Here is a 20,710-nt window from a genome sequence, read left to right as displayed (position 1 = left end):
CAAGAGGCGCTAGAGGGTAGCCGCCTCAAGCCAGGCCAGTGTGGCGAGCGCCTGGTCTCGATGCTGGCCGCACACGCTGGGCTCGAACTGAAAGTGCCCGCACACGGCGGGCCTTTCCGGGGTGCCGAATAGCTTGCACAGGTTGTGGTCGTCCAGCTGCACGCAGCGAACCCCGGCGGGTTTGCCATCTGGCATGCCGGGGATCGCGGAGCTGATGGAGGGCGCAATGCAGCAGGCGCCGCACCCCGCGCGACAACCTGTGCTCTGCTTGGCGATGAGGTTTGAATCGTTCATGGAGCAGATTCAGCAAACGCCCCCTTGTTGATACCTTCAAATGCCTGCACACGGGTCGTCTGCCCGGTATCCCGTGCTACGCTGCGGGCCAGCCAGATAGCGATGTTTTCAACCGTGGTCGGGCCAGGAAGTACAGCGCAGCGGCTTGAGGGAAGGCGAATCGAGAACTTGCCCTGAGCAGCCTGGTAGCAGCAGGTCAGCGTTTCGTCCTTCTGGTCTTGGATATCTGCCTGTTCGAGCAGGTAACGGTTATCCAGCCAGGCTGCCCAGCGCGCTTCAAGCGCTGGCTGGCGCTGGCCAGATTGCCATATCGCCAGGCGTGAACGGTGGCCATGGGCGATGCGCTGGCAGTTACCTTGATGGCGTTTCAATCCGTGCGTATAGCCGTAAGCCGCGCCATCAATCGCCTCCTCGCTCAACGTGAGCGTAACCCGGTCTACGTTGGCGGGGCGCTGGTCGGTCAGCTCGCCACTCAGATGGCTTTCAACCTGTTCAAGGGTAATGGTTTCCCAGGGAAGCAGGCTGAACGCCTCTGCAGGACCGCGTACTTCCATCACGTAGGGGGTTGTCGTGCGAATGCACACACCTTCATCACACTCGCTGATGTGGATGCCAGGTGCCCTGGCAGGTACCAGCAAGGTGTGGTCCAGGCCGCCATCCAGGGTGCGCTTGATCCAGGGTTTGACTTCGCCGAAATCGAACAGCATGCCGTCTTCACCCAGGGCGCCTTCCAGAAGCGCATCTACCTGCCAGCTGCAGCCTACCAGTCCGCGTTCGGCACACCAGAGCGTCACATCGATATGGGTCAACTGATTTACGAATAAGGCCATTAGTCAAACCCTGCGATCTTGTGCGTTTGAAGAGAGAGGCGCCACTGCGGGTTGGCCATGCAATATGCGGTGGTACTGGCTACATTATCGGTTTGCTGCGCCAGAAAGCCCACATCCATGGGCTGCAGAAAGAAGTGCGTGAAGGCAAGCTCGCTGAACTGCTCGGGCGGTGCATCGGTCTGGGGATAGACAAGTTTCAATTCATCACCTTGGGTAATCGCGAGCGTGTTTCGGCCCTTGGGGCTGACACATAGCCAGTCGATTCCAGGCGGGGGCAGCAGGGTGCCGTTGGTTTCAACGGCTACTTCAAATCCGGCATCGTGTAGCGTGTCGATCAGTGCCTTGTCCAGTTGAAGCAACGGCTCGCCACCGGTAAACACCACATAGGGTGTGGCGTTTCTGGCGCTTGTCGGCCATAGCGCCTGAAGGTGCGCTGCGAGTTCGGCGGCGCTTGCAAAACGCCCGCCATTGATGCCGTCAGTGCCAATGAAATCCGTATCGCAGAAGGTGCACTTGGCCAAGGCGCGATCCACCTCGCGGCCTGACCATAGATTGCAACCGGTAAAGCGGCAGAAGACGCTCGCTCGCCCGGCCTGAGCGCCTTCGCCTTGCAGTGTGTAGAACGCTTCTTTGACGTGATACATCAGCCGTTCACCTGGTCCGTTGAAGCGTAAGCCAGCGGGTCGGTAGCATTATTGGCCGCAAACGCCTCCAGGCGCTCGCGGCAGCTGCCACACTTGCCGCAGGCGAGCGCGCGGCCTTCATAGCAGGTCCAGGTATGGCGATAATCAAGCCCCATGGCCAATCCATCGCGCAGAATCTCGGCCTTGGTGGCCTTGAGGTACGGGGCGTGCAGGACGATGGGGTCGAAGTTGGCGATGCCGGCTACCTGATTCATGGCATCGACAAATTCAGGCCGGCAGTCCGGGTAAAGAACGTGGTCGCCGCCATGGGCGCCATAATCCACGCGTCCTGCACCAATGTTGACCGCCTTGGCAATTGCCAGCGAAAGCAGAATCATGTTGCGGTTTGGCACCACGGTGGCGCGCAAATTATCATCGGCGTAGTCGCCATCGGGCATAGCTTGCGTCGCATCGGTCAGGGCGGAGCTGTCGATCAAACCATGGATGGCGCGAATATCGACCACCTGATGGGGAACGCCCAGCTGCTGGCAAACCTGGGTCGCTACCTCCAGTTCACGGGCATGACGCTGCCCATAATTGAAAGACAGGGCATGAACGTTCAGCCCTTCACGCAGGGCGCGGTGCAGCACTGTATAGGAGTCCATGCCACCGGAGTAGATGACCACGGTAGCAAGAGCAGTGGGAGTGGTAGAAGAAGTGTTGGACATGCTGGATACTCATCAGTCGGAGAATTTTTCGTGCAAGCGGGCTGCACAAAGTGCCGGGGTCCGGTCCGGGAGGGCGGAGTTTACGCAAACAGAACGCATCTGACCAGTCATAGTCCTACAGGGTGCTGTCTCGGGTTTCATTACCAGCGGTCAACAACATGCTAAGCTCATATTTCAGAGCGGTTAGAGGGAATCATGGCCACGATAGAACACAGTGAAATTATCAACGCTCCGCCTGCAGACGTGTTTGAGCTGCTGCGCCGAGTGGAAGACTTTGCCGATTATTCGGATCTCATTCGCTCGATCGATGCATTGGGTAATGACCACTACAGGTGGCATGTGCGGGCCGTCGGCATGGACTGGGATTTCGAGGTGGCCGTGACCGAAATAACGCCCCCTCACGTGCTTGCCTGGGAGTCACTGAGCGGGGTCAAGAACCAAGGGCGTTATCACCTTCGTGAGGTTCCCGAGGGTACCGAAGTATCGCTGACGCTTAGCTATGACATCCGTAATCGCTTGATGGAGAAAGCCGTCAATAAAGCGGCCAAACCTCTGGTGGGCAAAGTCAGCCGACAGATTCTGGAGCGCGTCGAGGCGCGCCTCAATGGGTAGACCAAGCCGCTACTGGAAGTGGTTGGCAGGAAGTCTCACGGTCGTATTACTGGTGGGTGCCTGGGCCTGGTACTCACCGGATGTGATGGCGTTGAAACAGCGCGTGGCGCCTTTTACCCATCATCCGGCGATCATCGTGGCCTTGGTAGTCGCCATGGCGCTGACTCTGGCAGTGGGGTTGCCTGGCAGTATCGGATTGTGGCTGATTGCGCCTTTCTACCCGCCTTTGATGGCAACGGCCATGTTGACCTTGGGCAGCGTGGTCGGCGCACTGGGTGGCTATCAGCTGGCTGCGCGCACCAGCGCTCGCTGGCAGCCAACAGGATTGACACGTCGCGTCATGCAGACACTGCAAGCCAGAAGTGATCTGTTGACTCAGTGTGCACTGCGTGTCCTGCCTGGCTTTCCACATGCCGTGATCAACTTTGCGGCCGGCTTGAGCCGCATACCGCTGCCGGTATTTTTGCTGGCGGCGGCGCTGGGACTTGCAGTGAAGTGGGGAGTGTACAGTAGCGCCATATATGGGGCACTGGAGGCGATCGAGGAGGAGAATGCGCTTCAGTTCGACGTACTGTTGCCGCTTCTGGCTCTGACGGTACTGCTGTTGGTGGGTGCCTGGTTCAAGCGCCGCACGCAGGCGGCGCCCAAACGCTGAACGCATCAGTTGTCCTGATGCATCGCAACGTCCAGATGATCGACCAGCTCAGCCCAGTCCGCATCTTCTTCGATGGCTTCGCGAAGGAATTCAGCCTGGCCTTCATTCCAGCATGGCGCATCGGCAAGGGCGACATCTTCAGGCAACGGACGATGACGCTTGATAAAGAGTTCGATAGATTCCGAATCCGAAGGCAGGCCCAGCTGCTCGAACAGATCACTGAAAAAATGCACCGGCTTTTCCATAAACATACGCTCCTTCAATTGGTTACCCTTGTTAACCATAGCGTAATCCTGAAAATGCGCCACCTTCAGCGCTCGCCCACCAATGGTGTCAGAAAGCGCTGGCGCTGATGCTCGTTAGTACCTGGCAGGGCCAGCAGATGCACCAGCTTGGTATAGGTGGCTTCCGGTGTCATGGCATTACCCGAGAGAACGCCCGCATCAGCAAGTCCGTGGCTGGCAGCGTAAGTGCCCATGCGCACACTGCCCACCGGGCACAGGCTGATTGCGGCCAGCAGTTTGCCTTCACCGCTGGCGCTGGCCAGTACGCTTAGCAGGGCAGGGTCGCTTGGCAGGTTGCCGGCTCCCCACAGCTGGAGCACCGCTCCTCTTACGCGTGAATCGCTCAACCAGGCTTCCAGCTGCCAGGCGGCCATGCCGGGCCAGAGTGCAATCCGCACTACTTCACCCTGATGCAGGCCTTGATAGTCCGGCAGTTCAAAGCGCGGCGCGCCACGCTGTTGAAAGCCAAGCCCTTGGCTTGGGTAGTAGACAAAATCATTACCGACGCGCTCGCCCAGCAGTGGATAGCTGGGCGTGGCAAAGGCGTCAGGCGCCTCGCTGTGCTGCTTGATCGAACGCACGCCGCGCATCAACCGGTTGGCAAAGTAGATCGCCACTTCCTGAAGCCCATCAGTGGCAGCAAAGCGCAATGCACCGTGCAAGTTATCCAGCGCGTCGCTGCCCGGCGCCTCGAGTGGCAGCATGGCGCCGGTCAATACCACCGGGCGATCCAGCCCTTGCAACTGATAGGCAAGACTTGATGCTGTCCAACTGAGCGTATCGGTGCCGTGAATGATCACAAAGCCTCGATAGTCATTCAAGCGCGAGGCGATTTCTCGGCCAAGCGTCTGCCACTCGAGCGCCGTGGCGGCGCTTGAGTCGATCAATCGAGAGTAGCTGATCACATCATACGCGGGCAGAGCCTGCTGCTGCGCGACCGGCAACCCCTCAAGCGCCGATGCGATACGTTCAGCAAAGTCTCCGCCGGGCGTGAGGCCGCCGTCGGCAGGCAGCATGCCGATGGTGCCGCCGGTGTAGATGATCAGCAGTCGTTCATTGGCAGGAGCTGCGTTAGCTAGGAAGGTGAGCGTACTCATCGAAGAGTTACCTGGCTTGTGTTGAAAGTAAAAGGCTAGTAGCGGTGTACTTGCAGGGATCCGTTCTGATCATCCAGCCGATGATTGCGCCCGGCCATCAGTGCCAGACCGCAGCAGACACCCACCAGCGCGATCAGTAGCCAGGCGATATAATCGGCATGCACGCCAACCTGGAGCAGCAACCCTACGCCAAACGGCCCCAGCGCTGCGATAACGTAGCCGCCGCCCTGTACCAGGCCCGAAAGCTGGCCTGCCAGGCGCGAGTTCGAGGTGCGCAGGACCAGCAAGCTCAGCGCCAGACTGAAGCTTCCGCCCTGGCCAAGACCCAGAAGAGCGGTCCCTGGCCATTTCCATGCCACCGGCGCTACCAGCAACATCCATAGGCCGATAGCAGTACTCAGCAGTACCAGTAAAAGTGCTGGACGCTGATCCTTACCCATCCTCGCAAGCCACGGAGCACCTAACGCCGAGACGAGTTGGCACATGATCGAGACCGCCATGATCCAGCCGGCGCTGGCCTCGTCATAGCCACGATCCAGCAGCAGGCTGGGCAGCCAGCCAAACACGATGTAAGCCATGGAGGATTGAATGCCCATGAACAGCATGACCTGCCAGGTAAGCGGCTTGCTCAGTAGCCGAAAAAGACCGGTGGGTGCCTGCTGGGTATGCGGTACGCGAGTATTGGGCATCTGGAAGTGCCACAGCATCAGGGCCAGAAGTGCGAGCAGCGACCAGCTCATCAGGCTGGCCTGCCAGCTTCCCAGCCACAGGGTAAGGGGAACGCTCAGCCCGGCCCCCAGCGCGCCACCCAGACAAAGCGCCATGGTGTAAAGGCCGGTCAGCAGGTCAGCGCTTTCGGGTAGTTCGCGTTTTACCAGGGCTGGCAGCAGAGTGCCGCTGATGCCGATGGCGCCACCCGCCATGGCCGAGCCGATAAACAGAACACCGGGCAGCGGCAGGCCGCGCAGAATCAGCCCGGCTGCCAGCAGCAATAGCGCTGCGCTCAGCGCTCGTTCACTGCCCAGACGCTGAGCCAGCAGTGGCGCCAGCGGCGCACTCAGTCCTAGAAACAGGACCGGAAGCGTCGTCAGCACACCGGCAGCGGCCGGTGAAAGGCCGGCGGTTTCCTGAAGGCGGACAAGTAGTGGGGCAACAGAGGAGAGAGCGGGGCGTAGATTCAGCCCCACCGCTACCATCAATAGAATGAATGTAATAGAACGCCGGGAAAACATGGGGGTTTACTTCAAGTGAGGACGTAGATCACCGCGCACGGCGTCAAGGAGCGTGATGAAGTGGTAGTCCTGAGGTGTTTCAAGGCAATCAACGCGAACGCTGGTGCGCATGCCCTTGTTGATGTCCAGCTTGTCGAAGATTTCCAGCGTCACTTTCTGGGCCGGTTTGTCGCCTGGCGCCATGATGCCATCTTCCAGCGAAAAGGTTTCGAGCAAGGTAGCGCGCACGCGGGTGCTGTTATCCTCGCTCAGCACTCGGCGGATGAAAAGCCAGCCTTCGCAGGGCAGTACCTGGTTATTGTCGCGTTCACGCAAGAAAAGCGTGCGGTAACAGGCGCCCTCGGTAGAGGCCTTTTCTGCCATGCTGCGATAGGCCTGAACGACCTGTTTCGAAGAAGCTCGGGCATCTTCTAGACGTTGCGCAACCCCTTGATGCTCACGGCTCAGCTGCTCTTGTCGCTGAAAAGTAAGCCATTGACGGTACTCGGCAATATATTGAGACGAGGACATGATCGCTCCCTGAAAATGTAGGCTGTGGCGCATCGGAATATGCGAAGGGGGGTAACCATCGCATATTCCTTGCCGACGGGCTAGCGGCGCGCGCGGCGGCGGCGCTCACCGCCAGGTTTTGCTGCATCGCTGGTGGGCTTGCGCCGCGCCTGGGGGTGGCGCTGCTGACGGCGTCCATTTTCGATGGGTTCGGGTTTGGCATTGGGGTCGGGCTCGAAGCCCGGCTCGATACGCTTGGGCAGGCTCTGCTTGATCAGTCGTTCGATATTGCCAAGCAAGCCGTGCTCATCGACGCAGACCAATGAAACCGCTTCACCATTGCTGCCGGCACGGCCGGTACGCCCGATGCGATGCACGTAATCTTCTGCCACATTGGGCAGGTCGAAGTTGACTACATGAGGGAGCTCGCTGATATCCAGCCCGCGCGCGGCGATGTCGGTGGCTACCAGTACCTGCAGATCACCGCTCTTGAAGGCGCCCAGTGCCCGTGTACGCGCGCCTTGGCTCTTGTTGCCATGAATCGCCATGGCGGGAATGTCCTGCTTGGTGAGCTGTTCGGCAAGCCGGTTGGCACCATGCTTGGTGCGCGTAAACACCAGCACCTGGAACCAACCGTGACGCTGAATAAGATGTGCCAGCAGCTCGCGTTTCTTGTCGCGATCAACGCGGTAGACGGCTTGTTCGATCTTTTCCGCCGTGGTGTTGCGCGGCGCCACTTCGATCAACGCGGGGTTGTTCAACAGTTGCTGTGCCAGCGCCTGGATTTCATTGGAGAAAGTGGCCGAGAACAACAGGTTCTGGCGCTGTTTGGGCACCAGGCGCAGCACGCGCTTGATGTCATGGATAAAGCCCATATCCAGCATGCGGTCGGCTTCATCCAGCACCAGAATCTCCACGGCGGACAGATCTACGTGACCTTGCTGTTGCAGATCCAGAAGGCGCCCTGGCGTGGCAATCAGCACATCCAGCCCCGCTTTCAAGGCATCGACCTGCGGCTGCTGACCGACACCGCCGAATATGATGTGAGAGCGCAATGCCAGATGCTGGCCATAGGTGGAGACGCTTTCACCTACCTGGGCGGCAAGTTCACGCGTCGGGGTCAGTACCAAGGCGCGCACCTGGCGCTTTGCCGGGCGCTTGCCATTGGAAAGGCGCTGCAGCATGGGAAGGGTAAAGCCTGCTGTCTTGCCCGTGCCGGTCTGAGCGCTCGCCAGCAGGTCGCGGCCTTCCAGAACGACCGGAATGGCCTTCAATTGAATAGGGGTAGGCTTGGTGTAGCCCTGCGCTGTTACCGCGCGTAGTAGATCGTCGTGCAAACCAAGTTCAGAAAAGCTCATGCGTTCTCCGCAATCGCCTAACAGGGCAAACCGCTTCACTGAAGCGTTGCATTAGGCGTCATTTTTACAAAAGGCGAGGATGATGATCGTCGCGCAGCGAAGTTTGCCAGATAATTCGCCAGGTCGCGATGATCGTGGATTAGCCATCAAGGGCCATGGGTTGGCATGGCCAGTATGGAAGAGGCGGGCATTGGGCAGTGGTTACAACGCAATATCGGCACTCAAGATATGCCCGCAGTGTAACATGAAGATGTGACTTCGCGGGCATTCTCGTAGCAAATGATCAGGCAGGGCTTGCCCAGTCAGTTCAGGGGCGGGCAGTGAAGTAATTGCCCTGGCGCACTTGCTCGGCAATCTGCAGGGCTACCTTGTCCCAACTGGCACTCAGGGCGCGTACCAGGGCAGGGTAGCCATCGCTATCCAGTGCGGTCTGGGCTGAAAAACTTTCCAGGGCGAGAAGCTCATCGTCAGCTGAGCGCAACTGCCACTGGCCGCTCGCTACTGCCATGCCGTCATGGCGGCCCTGGAACTGGTCGATATCCAAGCGTAGCGTAAGCGCCTGTGGTTGCCCGCCGTCTTCACGTACCACCCGAATCGTGGGCAGCTCGCGGGAGAGCTGGCTGCGAAGCCTGCGCGACAGCTGTCGGCCCAGGCTTTCGGCCCACTGGTGCTCACGTGCCTCGTTGAGGGTGATGTCGTCAAGCTGCATGATAATGCCATCGACATCCAGGTAGTGGGCAATCCTCGGAGCACGTACCTGCAGCGTGCCCTGCGGGTTGCTCGGCGTATTGACCAGTTGGCTGTCAGGCAGCATGTAGCGAGCGGGCGGCGTTACGCTGCTAGCACAGGCGCTGAGGGCCAGACAGAAACCGAGCAGGGTAACGAGCTTCAAGGGTAATAGGCGCATGTCATCATCCTTACTGGCGCGGTGCACGCGGTATGGGGTCTTGGGTATCTAGATTATCAAACAGCAGCGCCCGCGGGTTCTCGTTCAGAGTACGAGTCAGCGGCTGGAGATCGCGCATCAATCGATCCAGGCGCTCGATGGCTGAGGTCAGGTCCTGATAGGCCGGTGACGAGGGCGAAACACCCTGCAGCGTCGTGCGCAGTTCTTCGAGTGTGGCGTTGAGGTTGCCGCCCACGGCCTGGGTTTCTGGATCGCTCAGCAGTTGATTGAGCGACGTGCTGACCTCGCGAACCTCGTTCAATACACTTTCGGATGCCTGAAGATTGCGGTCCAGGCCAGCGAGCAGGGGTTCTACTTCGAGTGCGTTGAGCTTGTCCAGAAGATCCGTTACCTGCGCTTGTATCTGGGCAAAGCCACCAGCCATGGTGGGGAACACGGTGCGGTCTGAGAAGGTTTCAGCGACGTACTGCTCTTCGACGTCACGCTGGAAGTTTAGGTCGACGAAGAGCGCGCCGGTCAGCAGGTTGCCGTTCTTGAGTGAAGCGCGAAGACCCAGCGCAAACATGCGCTTGAAGCGTGCATCCCACTCGTCCAGGTCGATATCGCTATTTTCGATGCCCAACCGCTGTGGCTCGATGCGGATCAGCACAGGTATGGCAAAGCGTGCACGCGAATCAGGCTGCGGTGCGGTGAAGTTCCAGGGCACGGCGGCCACGGTTCCCATGCGCACGCCACGAAACTCGACGGGCGCGCCCCGCGAAAGACCTCGTACCGTATCGTCGACCAGCAGCACATATTCAAGGTAGCGGTTGAACGTGCCTTCACGGGCATCGTCTTCATCGGCGTAAAGGTTGAAGAGTGCCCCGGTTTCCACTGGGCGCCCCATAGGCAGGTCTTCTGGCACGCCAAACGTCACGCCACCACCCAGAAGAGCCTCGAAGGATTCCACGTTGACCCGGAATCCGTTGGCGTCGAGGCGAAAGTCCACGCCGCTTGCGGTCCAGAAGCGGGTACTGTCGGTCACCAACTGGGCATAGGGCTCTTCAATGAATACCTGATGGTGCATGGTGCGTGATTCGGGATCAAAGCTGGTTTCTTCAACGCGCCCTACGGTATAGCCCTGATACGATACCGGGTCGCCTACGCGCAGTGAATTGCCCAGTTGGCTGACCAGGCTGATGTTCAAGCCTGCCATGCCCGCTGTGGCTACCGGTGGTACATCGCTGACCGGAAATTCACGCCGCTGCTGTTCGGAGCTTCCCGGTTCAAGCTGTATGTACGCACCTGATAGCACGGTGCCCAGCCCGCTGATGCCTTCGCGGCCGATACGTGGCTTGACTACCCAGAAACGGCTATCTTCGCGCAGCATGGAGTCCGCCTGGGGCTGGATGCGCGCGGTGATCACGGCATGGCTCAGGTCGTCGGAGAGCTGTACGCTCTGGACAAGACCGATTTCCACGTTTCGGCTTCTGATCAAAGTGTTGCCGGCTTCGATGCCTTCGGCGTTGTTCATGGTCAGGGTGATCGTCGTACCGCGGCTGGTGTAGTTGTCATACACCAGCCATAACCCGATGATGATAGCCACGATGGGCACGATCCAGATAGGGGAAAGCCGGGTCTGGCGGGATGGCCTGGCCTTGTTGAGATCTGGATCCTGTTCGCTGACAGTAGGGGTTTCGTTACCCATTAATGACTCCCTGGGTGGCTATGAGCAGAAGGGGTTGAAGAGGGTTTCGGCGCATCCCATATCAGGCGCGGGTCGAAGGTCATGGCTGCCAGCATGGTGAGTACTACCACTGAGCCAAACGCGAGGGCTGCCGGGCCGGGGGTGATGGACATCAAGGCGCCGGCGCGAATCAGCGCCACCAGGATGGCTACCACGAAGACATCGACCATCGACCAGCGGCCGATGAATTCGGTAATGCGATACAGTTTGGTACGGCTGATGGTATTGGGGCGCCTGCTGCGCTGCACGGCGATACATAACCAGGAAAGTGCCAAAAGCTTGCCTACCGGCACGATGACGCTGGCAACGAAGATGACGGCGGCAACCGGCCAGGAGCCCATCTGCATGAGTTCGACCACGCCACCAATGATGGTGGATGAGCCGCTGTGGCCAAGGCTTGTCGTGGTCATGATCGGGTAGACATTGGCCGGTATGTACATGATGGTGGCCGCCCCCAGCAGCGCCCAGGTGCGCTGGAGGCTGTGCGGCAACCGGGGATGGAGCTTCTCATGACAGCGTACACAGCGCGATTTCTGACCCGGGGGCAGCGCATTGATCAACCCGCAGGTCGGGCAGCCAGTCAGGCGCTGACTGGCGGCGGTTGCTCCGGTCTGCGTGCCTTCCGGTGCCAGTGGTTCGCCTTCCAGTGAAAACCACATCCAGTCGGCATCGATGGACTGGGTGGTCATGAGTAGCAGAACGGCAAAGACGCAAAACCCCCAAAACGATACACCCAGCTCGATATCTGCCATACCGGCAATTTTGATCAGGCTGACCAGCGCGCCGATGATGAAGACGTCGGCCATCATCCAGGGCGTCAAGTGCGCCAGCGAGCGGGCAATATCCCGACTGAACGATAGTGGTTTGCCGCTGAGCAGACCAAACTGCAGCCAGATGACGCTGAGGAGATATACCGCGGGTAGAACGGCAATCGTCATGATGACAATGATGCCTACCAGCGGCTGATGAAACGCAATCAGGGTCGTCGCCGTCTGGGCAAGCTCTATACGGTTGCCCACGCCGCTGACGCTGAAACTGACAAATGGGAACGAGATGGCGACCAGCAGAGCGATCAGCGCCGAGATGGCCAGAGCCATACTGCGCTGGGCAGGGTAGCGATGGCGCTTGACCAGTACGTGGGCACAGCGTGGACAGCTTGCTTTCTCGCCTGAGGCCAGTGGCGGTAGAGCCGACACCCAGTCACATTCATGGCAGGCACGCAAGCGCCTGCGCTGGGCGCGAACCTCGGGCGGAGAACGATCCACCAGTGGGGTATTGACCGGGAGTCTGCGGCGTTTCATTAAACGGTAGTCGGGCAAATGCGACTCTCTCACTTGGATGTACAGTGACACCAATAAAATAAATAGGTGGCGGACAATTTGACTGTCAATTATTTGATACTTTGATACTAGTCTATACCAGTGCTTGACCGACACACTCGGTTGGTCAAGGATGCAGCCGCGATAGTGCCTAATATTCTTTCAATAAGGAAATGAAATGTTGCTTCCCCTGGTTGGTGTGGTGATAGGGCTGGTAATGCTGATCTGGAGCGCTGAGAAATTCATCGATGGCGCCGCGGCAACCTCGCATTGGCTTGGCCTGTCCCCCTTGCTGATCGGCATGCTGGTGATCGGCTTTGGTACCTCCGCGCCGGAAATGATGGTGTCGGTACTGGCAGCGCTACAGGGCAATCCAGGGTTGGCAGTGGGCAACGCCTACGGATCCAATATTGCCAATATCGGCCTGGTGCTGGGTTTTGTGGCCTTGATGGCACCACTCGCCGTGCACTCGAGCGTAATTCGCAAAGAAATGCCACTGCTGGTTCTGGTGACACTGATTACCGGTGTCATGCTGTGGGATGGATGGGTATCACGCTGGGAAGCCGCCGTCCTGCTGGTTGCGCTGGCCGTGTTCATCGTTGTCAGTATTGTTCGTTCGAAAAAGCAGTCAAGCGACCCATTGCTTGACGACGTGGCGGATGCGCTGGGCAGTAAACCGATGTCGCGCGGCAAGGCCATCATGTGGACACTGATTGGCCTGGTATTGCTGGTCGCCAGTTCGCGTCTGCTTGTCTGGGGAGCGGTAGAGATCGCCCAGCGCTTTGGCGTCAGTGATCTGGTCATCGGATTGACCGTCGTGGCCGTGGGAACATCATTACCCGAGCTTGCGTCATCCATCAGTGCGCTACGCCGTGGAGAGCACGATATGGTGCTGGGTAACGTGGTGGGATCGAACCTGTTCAACAGTCTGGCCGTAGTGGGGCTTGCCGGCGTCATCACGCCTATTGAAGCGGGGCGCGAAGTGCTGGTGCGTGACTGGAGCATCATGACCTGCATGACCTTGCTGATGATCCTGTTTGCCTTTTCCTGGCGTGGTCGGCCGCGGCGTATCAATCGCCTGGAAGGAGGCGTCCTTTTTACCCTGTTTATCGCTTATACCGGATACATGGTCAGTATCGTGGTCTTGAGCTGACAAATCAGTGTTTTTTGATGTGTGTCAATACGACACGCTTTGGCAAAATTAGGCCGATGTATAGTGAGAGGCAAAGCAGTAAGATGGCAATATAAGTAAAGAATAGGCTTAGTACTTATAACTAAAATGCGGTGCCCAAGTGGCGCGACTAAGCTTGTACCAACCATGACTGGGGTATCAATTCAGGCCTAGGAGCGTGTAATGGAACTCGATCCCTTAATGCTGTCGCGAATTCAATTCGCATTTGTTGTCTGCTTTCACACTATCTTTCCCGTGTTCACGATCGGGTTGGCCTCTTATATTGCGTTATTGAATGGTCTTTTCTTCAAGACGCAGAACCCTGCCTGGGACCGCCTGGCGCTTTTCTGGACCAAGGTGTTTGCCGTGGTATTCGGCATGGGGGTGGTTTCGGGTATCGTGATGTCGTTCCAGTTTGGTACCAATTGGAGCAACTTCTCGCTGGCGGCTTCCAATTTCATTGGTCCGCTGCTCAGTTACGAAGTGGTGACCGCCTTCTTCCTCGAAGCTGCCTTTCTGGGCGTATTGCTGTTCGGGCGTGGCAAGGTGCCTCAGGGTATCCACCTGCTGGCCGCCATCATGGTAGCGGTCGGTACGTTTATTTCCGCTTTCTGGATATTGTCGGCCAACAGTTGGATGCAGACACCGGCAGGTGTCGAACTCATCGACAATCGCTTCCACGTCATTTCCTGGCGCGAGGCGATCTTCAACCCTTCGTTCCCTTACCGCTTTGCGCATATGGCGTTGGCGTCATTCGTCACTGGCGGGTTCGTCGTGGCGGGGGTGAGTGCCTGGTTTTTGCTGCGTGGACGTGACCCGGAAGCCAATCGCCGGGCACTTTCCATGTGCCTGTGGCTGCTGCTCTTCTTGACGCCTCTTCAGGCAGTAGTAGGCGACTATCACGGCCTGAATACGCTCGAGTATCAACCTACCAAGGTCGCCGCGATGGAAGGACACTGGGAGACTGCTAACAACGTGCCGCTGCTGCTGTTTGCCTTGCCGGATCAAGAAGCCCAGCAGAACCGTTTTGCGGTCGGTATTCCCAACTTGGCGAGCCTTATTCTGACGCACTCGCTTGACGGTGAAATCCCAGGTATCAACGAAGCACCTCCAGAGGAGCAGCCGCCTGTCATGCTCGTCTTCTGGTCTTTCCGGGTGATGGTCGGCATTGGTCTGGTCATGATTGCCACCGCATTTGCGGGTCTACTGCTTCGCCGCAGAGGGCGTATCTACGAAAGCACCGCCTTTCTGAAGACGCTGGTAGGCATGATTTCCTTGCCTTTCATTGCCGTTCTCGCTGGTTGGATCGTGACCGAGTCCGGCAGGGCGCCCTGGCTGGTATACGGTGTGATGACGCATGCAGAAGGGGTTACGCCTTCGCTGACCGGCTGGATGGCTTTGGCGACGTTGATTGGTTATGTGCTGGTGTATGCCATCGTCTTCTATGCAGGCATCTACTACCTGACCCGCGTGGTGCGCAATGGCATGCTGCCCGAGCATGCACAAGATAAGTCTGACCCAGACGCAGATCGTCCCAAGCGTCCGTTATCTGCTGCCCATACTCCCTTTGATGACGACGTTGACCCGGTAAGGAGCTAAATCATGGAAATGTTTGATCTATCGATTATTTGGGCGGGGATTATCGGTTTCGGTGTCATCATGTATGTCTTGATGGATGGTTTCGACCTGGGGCTCGGGATTCTATTTCCCTTTGCCCCGGACGAGGATTCACGTGATGTGATGATGAACTCCATCGCGCCGGTATGGGACGGAAACGAAACCTGGCTGGTACTGGGGGGCGCAGGCCTGCTGGCGGCTTTCCCGCTGGTCTATTCGATCTTTCTACCGGCGCTTTATCTAGGGGTTTTCCTGATGCTGGCCGGCCTGATCTTTCGCGGTATTGCATTTGAGTTTCGCTTCAAGTCTCGCCGCAACCGTCATTGGTGGAACCGCGCGTTTAGCTGGGGATCGGCCATTGCAACCTTTGCACAAGGCGTCGTAGTGGGTGCCTACATCCAGGGCTTCCAGACCGAGAACTTTGTTTATACCGGCGGTGCGTTTGACTGGTTGACCCCGTTTACCATTGTAACTGGCCTTGGGCTGATGGCAGGCTACGCGCTGTTGGGTTCTACCTGGCTTATCCTCAAGTCTGAAGGTCACGTGCAGGACTGGGCGTACAAGATCACCCCCATCCTGCTGGCGATAGTACTGGTCGTGTTTGCCATCATCAGTATCTGGACACCTTTCGTCAATGAGGTTGTCTGGGAGCGCTGGTTCGGTAACCTTCGCTTGATCTGGATCTTCCCGGCGTTGGCCCTGCTGTTTGCCTTCCTGGTGTTCAAGTCAGTGAAGCAGCGCCGTGAAAGCTATCCGTTTATCGCCACCATCGGTATTTATGTGTCCACTTATCTTGGCTTGATCGTGAGTCAGTGGCCAATGATCGTTCCGCCGAACTACACCCTGTGGGATGCGGCTTCAGCACCTGAATCTCAGCTATTCCTGCTTATCGGTGTACTGTTTGTCATTCCTGTGGTTCTTGTATACACCGCCTGGACTTATTGGGTATTCCGCGGCAAGGTGCGCGTGGGAGAGGGTTATCACTGAGTCTGAGGCGTTAAGATGACGGAGCAGCCGTTAACCGCTCGCTCCTGGTTGAAAACGTTGGCAACTCTAGAGCGGCGACGATTAAATCTCGCCGCTTTTCTTGGCGTTTTGGCTGGGCTGCAGACGGTAGCAATTGTGGTAGGTGTGGCGTGGCTGGTAGATCAACTGGTCGTTCATCAACAAACCCCTTATCAACTTCTCGATCTTCTTGGTGTGTTGGCGCTATGCGTGGCAGGACGCGGTGTCTGCCAGTGGGGGCAGGAGGTGGTCAGTCTGGAAGCGAGCCTCCGTATTCGTCAATATGCTCGCCGACAGGTACTGGATAAATTCTGGGCGCTGGGGCCTGTATGGCTGGCTTACCGTCAAAGTGGCGCGCTGGCGACCCAGGCGGTCGAGAATATCGAAGCGCTGGATGGGTATTTTGCGCGCTTTTATACCCAGTTGCGTATTGTGTCGCTACTGCCACTGGCCATCTTGTGCATCGTGGTCAAGCTTGATTATCTAGTGGCGATCTTTCTGCTGATCTCGGCGCCCATCATTCCCTTGTTCATGGCACTTGTGGGTATGGGAGCCGAGCGTGTCAACCGGGAACAGTTTGCGGCCGTGGCGCGGCTTTCCGCACATTTTATCGACCGCGTTCGCGGAATGGCCACGCTCCAGCTGTTTGGTAAAACCGAAAGTGCCCATCGCGACGTGTGGTGGGCAACGGACCACTATCGGCGCTTGAGCATGCGTACTCTACGCTTGGCGTTTCTGTCTTCTGCAGTACTCGAATTCTTTGCCTCGGTGGCCATTGCCGTGGTCGCCATGTACGTCGGCTTTGGGCTGCTTGGGTATATCGATTATGGCCCTTCGGCTTCGCTGACCCTTTTTTCAGGCCTTGCAGTTTTGCTTCTCGCGCCGGAGTTTTTTCAGCCCTTGAGAACCCTTTCACAACACTATCATGATCGCGCAACGGCCTTGGGAGCGGCGGAAAGCCTGATCACGGTGCTTAATGAGTCGAGTACGCAGCGTGGGAGTGTCCTGGCGGCTTCCCAGAATAGTCATCTGGCGCGCCTGAAGGATATATGCGTCGAGTACTCAAGTCGTGGGCGAGTGCTGGGACCTGTGAGCTTGACGGTTGATCAAGGTGACGTCATTGCACTCAGTGGGCCTTCAGGTAGCGGTAAGTCAACACTGCTGGCACTGTTTGCCGGATTCTTGACCCCTTCCCAGGGGGAGCTGGAACTCGCTGCACCGCGCTATGCATGGCTGGATCAACAGCCTGCCTTGCTGCACGGTACCCTGGCAGACAACCTGCGGCTGGCTGATCCAAGGGCCGATGAAGCGGCAATGCTCGTTGCGCTGGAGCAGGCCGGGCTGGGAGAGCTTCTGGCGCACCTGCCAAGCGGTCTGGATACCCTGATTGGTGAGCGCGGTTTGGGTCTGTCCGGCGGACAGGCTCAGCGTCTGGCATTGGCACGCATCTACTTAAGCGATGCCGACTTGATACTGCTGGATGAGCCTACCGCCAGCCTGGATAACGATACCGAAGAGCGGGTCATCCAGGCGCTGCTCAAGTGGGTAGGCGAGGGGCGTACACTGATCATGGCCACCCACCATCCTCGAGCCATCGAAGTTGCCAAGCGCCACTTTCGCGTACGCGAGGGGCAATTGGAGGAGGTGGCCCATGAAGCGTAGCTCTTCCGCTCAGCCATCATTGCTTTCCAGGACGCGCCAGGCGCTTCTTCCCTGGATAGTGTTGATGACCAAGCGGCGGCGGCGTTTTCTAGCGGGGGCGCTGCTTATATGGCTTACCCTGGCCGCTGGGCTATCGCTGCTCGGGCTTTCGGGATGGTTCATTACCGCTTGTGCCTTGGCTGGTATTGCCCTGTCCCTTGGATTGCCTTCGCGTCTTGATGTTTACGTACCTGGCGGCGGGATACGCTTTTTCGCGCTTCTGCGAACGGTAGCCCGCTATATAGAGCGCCTTTACAATCATGATACGGTGCTTCGCCTTCTGGCTGATCTGCGCTATCGCGTATTCGGTACACTGACTCGTCTGGATGAAGCGGCGCTTCGCCGTCACCGCATGAGTGATTGGCTTGGTCGTTTGACCTCTGATATCGACGCCCTCGACAACCTGTATCTACGACTGCTGATGCCGCCTCTGGTCAGTTTGCTGGTAATCGTCGGCGTCGGTCTGTTTGTGGCTATCTGGTGGCCCGGTTTGGCATCATGGCTTGCGGGCGTGCTGTTCGTACTCTGGATAGGCCTTACCTACGGTATGGCGCGCCTCTGCTTTGTACAAAGCCATCGGCAGGTGGCGGATCAAGAAAGGTTGCGCCGGCTTGTCATCGATCAGTTGCAGGCAACCGCTGAGCTGATCGCCTACCAGAGCGCTGTCTGGCACCGCCAGCAGGTGGCCACTCATGAAGCAGCTTCACTGGACAATCAACGTCGCTTGGGTCGGTATACCGCCTGGGGTAATAGCGTTATCGGCGTGGTAACCGGGCTCTTGCTGCTGGGCGCAATATGGTTTGGTGGCATCCTGGTTGCCGAGGGTACGCTTGCCGGCCCTGTGCTGGTAATGATGTTGCTGATCGTTTTGGGTATCAACGAGGTATTTGTGCAGCTACCGATCGCCTTTGCTCGCCTGGGCGGCAGCGTGGCAGCCGCCGAGCGCTTGAATGCGCTGGATACGGAAGCGCCCGAAAAGCAGTTGGAACTGCCTGATCAGCCGCTAGGCATAATGATGCGAGAGGTTACGCACTGCTACTCCTCAAGCGCTGAATCGACGCTAAGCGATATCTCATTCACGCTTGGCCCTGGCGAGCAGGCCGTGATTACCGGTCATTCCGGTGCCGGTAAAAGCACGCTTGCCGCGCTATTGACCGGACGGCTGAAAGCGTCCCAGGGGAAGGTGGAAATAGGGGGCTGCGAGCCTTGGGCCGTTATCGATAGTCAGCGTTCACAACGTATTGCACTGCTCACTCAGCAGGTAGATTTGTTTGATGCATCGCTTGAAGATAACCTGCGCCTTGGCAATGCCGAGGCCAGCGATGAGGCGCTATGGAAGGTGCTTGAAGCGGTGGCCCTTGATGATTGGGTAAGGACACTACCTGCGCAGTTGGAAACACCTGTCGGCGAGCGCGGCCAGCAGCTTTCAGGGGGGCAGGCGCGCCGAGTTGCGTTGGCCAGGTTGCTACTGATGGATCCCTCGCTAGTCATCCTGGACGAGCCGTTTGCGGCTATCGACCACGCAACGGCGGAGCAGGTAGCCAGGGCGCTTTCGGATTGGCTCGAAGGACGAACCGCCATCTTTTTTGTGCATCATGGTTCACGTTTGCTGACGCAGCAGGTAAAACATCACTGGCACCTAAGCGCCGGTAAGCTAGGCTCAGAACGTTAATGCGCTTGATGCTAAGTGCTAAGGATAAGTTATGCAGGATTTTTTACGTCGTCTTCCCAAGGCTGAGCTTCATTTGCACATCGAGGGCTCGCTCGAACCCGAGCTCATGTTTGCATTGGCCGAGCGTAATGGGATCCAGCTCCCTTACGCATCCATCGATGAAGCAAAAGCAGCTTATCAGTTTGATGATCTGCAAGGTTTTCTGAATCTCTACTTTCAGGGTATGAGTGTTCTTTGCCATGAGCAGGACTTTTTTGATCTGGCCATGGATTACTTCAGGCGCGCAAGTAGTGAAGGGGTGGTGCATATTGATATGCACTTTGACCCCCAGGCGCATATCCAGCGCGGAGTTGCGCTGGATGTCGTCATGTCTGGTCTGTTGCGTGCCAAACAGGAAGCCGAAGGCTCGCTGGATCTAAGCGTGGGCATGATCATGGCCTTCTTGCGTGACCGACCGGCCAAGGAGGCATTGGAAGTCCTGGAGGAAGCAGCACCTTACTGGGACCAGTTGGATGCCATCGGTCTGGATAGCGCCGAACGCGATCATCCGCCCTCTAAATTCGTCGAGGTGTTCAACCGAGCGAAGGAAATAGGTCTGGCGCGAGTGGCCCATGCGGGAGAAGAAGGACCCGCAGCCTATATTTTAGAAGCGCTGGAGCTACTCGGTGTATGTCGTATCGATCATGGTATCCGATGCCTGGAAAGCGATGAGGTAGTGGAACGCTTGCATGAGCAGCAAACGGTACTGACCGTATGTCCTCTCTCCAACGTCAGTTTGAAGGTCGTTGACGAGCTCAACAACCATCCTCTGCCCGCGCTGCTGGATAGGGGATTGAATATCACCATCAGCTCGGACGATCCTGCTTATTTCGGCGGTGGGCTGCTGGCGAATCATCTGGCTTGCGCGAAGGCATTCGACTGGGATGAAGATGCCTTCATTGAGCTTAACCGTAACGCTATTGCTGAGGCTTTCGTATCAGCGTCGCGGCGAAAGGACCTGCTGGCGCGCCTTGATGCACTGGCAACCTAAAAGAAATACAAAAAGTGGTTGACCCATCGAAAGAATTGCGTAGAATACGCACCACATCGAACGGCAGCGCCCTTCGGTAGCTCTTTAACAATTTGATCAGGTAATTCATGTGGGCGTTTGCCGATGAGGGTGACAAGTCACCAATTATCAAGGCAAGCGACACATCGATACTTTTTATCTTTTTATTAAGTATCACAGTGAATTCGTTTGAACCTTGAGCCAAGTTTGATCCGCTTTTGTTGCCTTCGGGCAGCACGTAAGGATCACAATGATTTTAAACTGAAGAGTTTGATCATGGCTCAGATTGAACGCTGGCGGCAGGCTTAACACATGCAAGTCGAGCGGTAACAGGGGAAGCTT

At 57.7% G+C, this 20,710-nt stretch carries 20 protein-coding genes and 1 rRNA gene; 9 read left to right on the top strand and 12 right to left on the bottom strand.

The annotated features are described in order from the left end of the window. Positions 1-9: 9 nt before the first annotated feature. The 4 genes from HW452_RS11930 to queC are packed head-to-tail and all read right to left on the bottom strand — an operon-like array spanning position 10 to position 2,475. Positions 10-294: a YkgJ family cysteine cluster protein gene (locus HW452_RS11930; protein ID WP_224106332.1), complete on the bottom strand. Its 285-nt coding sequence runs from the start codon at positions 292-294 to the stop codon at positions 10-12. Then, on the bottom strand, positions 291-1,124 hold the full coding sequence (locus HW452_RS11925) for a 6-carboxytetrahydropterin synthase (RefSeq protein ID WP_224106331.1): 834 nt from the start codon (positions 1,122-1,124) through the stop codon (positions 291-293). Before HW452_RS11925 ends, HW452_RS11930 begins: the two co-directional genes overlap by 4 nt. Next, positions 1,124-1,768: a 7-carboxy-7-deazaguanine synthase gene (gene queE / locus HW452_RS11920; RefSeq protein ID WP_224106330.1), complete on the bottom strand. Its 645-nt coding sequence runs from the start codon at positions 1,766-1,768 to the stop codon at positions 1,124-1,126. Before queE ends, HW452_RS11925 begins: the two co-directional genes overlap by 1 nt. Beyond that, complete coding sequence (gene queC, locus HW452_RS11915; RefSeq protein ID WP_224106329.1) at positions 1,768-2,475, bottom strand: 7-cyano-7-deazaguanine synthase QueC; 708 nt, start codon at positions 2,473-2,475, stop codon at positions 1,768-1,770. The genes queE and queC overlap by 1 nt, the downstream gene beginning before the upstream one ends. A gap of 195 nt (positions 2,476-2,670) precedes the next feature. On the opposite strand from queC, the gene HW452_RS11910 reads away from it, so the two are divergent. Then, positions 2,671-3,087 (top strand): SRPBCC family protein, encoded by a 417-nt coding sequence (locus tag HW452_RS11910; RefSeq protein WP_224106328.1) that lies wholly within the window; start codon positions 2,671-2,673, stop codon positions 3,085-3,087. Further along, a complete protein-coding gene (locus HW452_RS11905; RefSeq protein WP_224106327.1) occupies positions 3,080-3,742 on the top strand; it encodes a VTT domain-containing protein in 663 nt (220 codons plus the stop codon). Before HW452_RS11910 ends, HW452_RS11905 begins: the two co-directional genes overlap by 8 nt. Positions 3,743-3,747: 5 nt before the next feature. On the opposite strand, the gene HW452_RS11900 is transcribed toward HW452_RS11905, so the two are convergent. From HW452_RS11900 to HW452_RS11865, 8 genes are all read right to left on the bottom strand, one after another. Beyond that, positions 3,748-3,987, bottom strand: coding sequence for a DUF2789 domain-containing protein (locus HW452_RS11900; protein ID WP_224106326.1), 240 nt, complete (start codon positions 3,985-3,987; stop codon positions 3,748-3,750). Positions 3,988-4,052: 65 nt separating this feature from the next. After that, positions 4,053-5,123: an asparaginase gene (locus tag HW452_RS11895; RefSeq protein ID WP_224106325.1), complete on the bottom strand. Its 1,071-nt coding sequence runs from the start codon at positions 5,121-5,123 to the stop codon at positions 4,053-4,055. 35 nt (positions 5,124-5,158) lie between these two features. Further along, the gene (locus tag HW452_RS11890) at positions 5,159-6,355 is read right to left on the bottom strand and encodes an MFS transporter (protein ID WP_224106324.1); all 1,197 of its coding nucleotides are present in this window, start codon (positions 6,353-6,355) and stop codon (positions 5,159-5,161) included. A gap of 6 nt (positions 6,356-6,361) precedes the next feature. Continuing rightward, positions 6,362-6,865 carry a hypothetical protein gene (locus HW452_RS11885; protein WP_224106323.1) on the bottom strand — a complete coding sequence of 168 codons (504 nt, stop codon included), beginning with the start codon at positions 6,863-6,865 and terminating at the stop codon, positions 6,362-6,364. A gap of 80 nt (positions 6,866-6,945) precedes the next feature. Beyond that, positions 6,946-8,202, bottom strand: coding sequence for a DEAD/DEAH box helicase (locus HW452_RS11880; protein WP_224106322.1), 1,257 nt, complete (start codon positions 8,200-8,202; stop codon positions 6,946-6,948). Positions 8,203-8,509: 307 nt separating this feature from the next. Beyond that, positions 8,510-9,109, bottom strand: coding sequence for a PqiC family protein (locus tag HW452_RS11875; RefSeq protein WP_224106321.1), 600 nt, complete (start codon positions 9,107-9,109; stop codon positions 8,510-8,512). 10 nt (positions 9,110-9,119) lie between these two features. Continuing rightward, the gene (pqiB, locus tag HW452_RS11870) at positions 9,120-10,796 is read right to left on the bottom strand and encodes an intermembrane transport protein PqiB (RefSeq protein ID WP_224106320.1); all 1,677 of its coding nucleotides are present in this window, start codon (positions 10,794-10,796) and stop codon (positions 9,120-9,122) included. After that, the gene (locus tag HW452_RS11865) at positions 10,796-12,136 is read right to left on the bottom strand and encodes a paraquat-inducible protein A (protein WP_224106319.1); all 1,341 of its coding nucleotides are present in this window, start codon (positions 12,134-12,136) and stop codon (positions 10,796-10,798) included. The genes pqiB and HW452_RS11865 overlap by 1 nt, the downstream gene beginning before the upstream one ends. A 196-nt stretch (positions 12,137-12,332) precedes the next feature. Here HW452_RS11865 and HW452_RS11860 point away from each other — a divergent pair, with 196 nt between their 5' ends. From HW452_RS11860 to HW452_RS11830, 7 genes are all read left to right on the top strand, one after another. After that, a complete protein-coding gene (locus tag HW452_RS11860; protein WP_224106318.1) occupies positions 12,333-13,307 on the top strand; it encodes a calcium/sodium antiporter in 975 nt (324 codons plus the stop codon). 201 nt (positions 13,308-13,508) lie between these two features. Then, the gene (locus HW452_RS11855) at positions 13,509-14,924 is read left to right on the top strand and encodes a cytochrome ubiquinol oxidase subunit I (RefSeq protein ID WP_224106317.1); all 1,416 of its coding nucleotides are present in this window, start codon (positions 13,509-13,511) and stop codon (positions 14,922-14,924) included. Positions 14,925-14,927: 3 nt separating this feature from the next. Next, the gene (gene cydB, locus HW452_RS11850) at positions 14,928-15,929 is read left to right on the top strand and encodes a cytochrome d ubiquinol oxidase subunit II (protein WP_224106316.1); all 1,002 of its coding nucleotides are present in this window, start codon (positions 14,928-14,930) and stop codon (positions 15,927-15,929) included. A gap of 15 nt (positions 15,930-15,944) precedes the next feature. Continuing rightward, positions 15,945-17,609, top strand: coding sequence for a thiol reductant ABC exporter subunit CydD (cydD, locus tag HW452_RS11845; RefSeq protein WP_224106315.1), 1,665 nt, complete (start codon positions 15,945-15,947; stop codon positions 17,607-17,609). After that, positions 17,599-19,320 carry a thiol reductant ABC exporter subunit CydC gene (gene cydC, locus HW452_RS11840; protein WP_224106314.1) on the top strand — a complete coding sequence of 574 codons (1,722 nt, stop codon included), beginning with the start codon at positions 17,599-17,601 and terminating at the stop codon, positions 19,318-19,320. Before cydD ends, cydC begins: the two co-directional genes overlap by 11 nt. Before the next feature lie 31 nt (positions 19,321-19,351). Beyond that, positions 19,352-20,350, top strand: coding sequence for an adenosine deaminase (locus tag HW452_RS11835; RefSeq protein WP_224106313.1), 999 nt, complete (start codon positions 19,352-19,354; stop codon positions 20,348-20,350). A 276-nt stretch (positions 20,351-20,626) separates the two neighbouring features. Further along, a 16S ribosomal RNA gene (locus HW452_RS11830) occupies positions 20,627-20,710 on the top strand; the annotation flags it as partial.

This window comes from Vreelandella aquamarina (genome assembly GCF_020075495.1).
Classification (GTDB): domain Bacteria; phylum Pseudomonadota; class Gammaproteobacteria; order Pseudomonadales; family Halomonadaceae; genus Vreelandella; species Vreelandella aquamarina_A.
The sequence above is the reverse complement of the archived record's forward strand: the minus strand, read 5'-3'. Positions and strand labels throughout refer to the sequence as shown.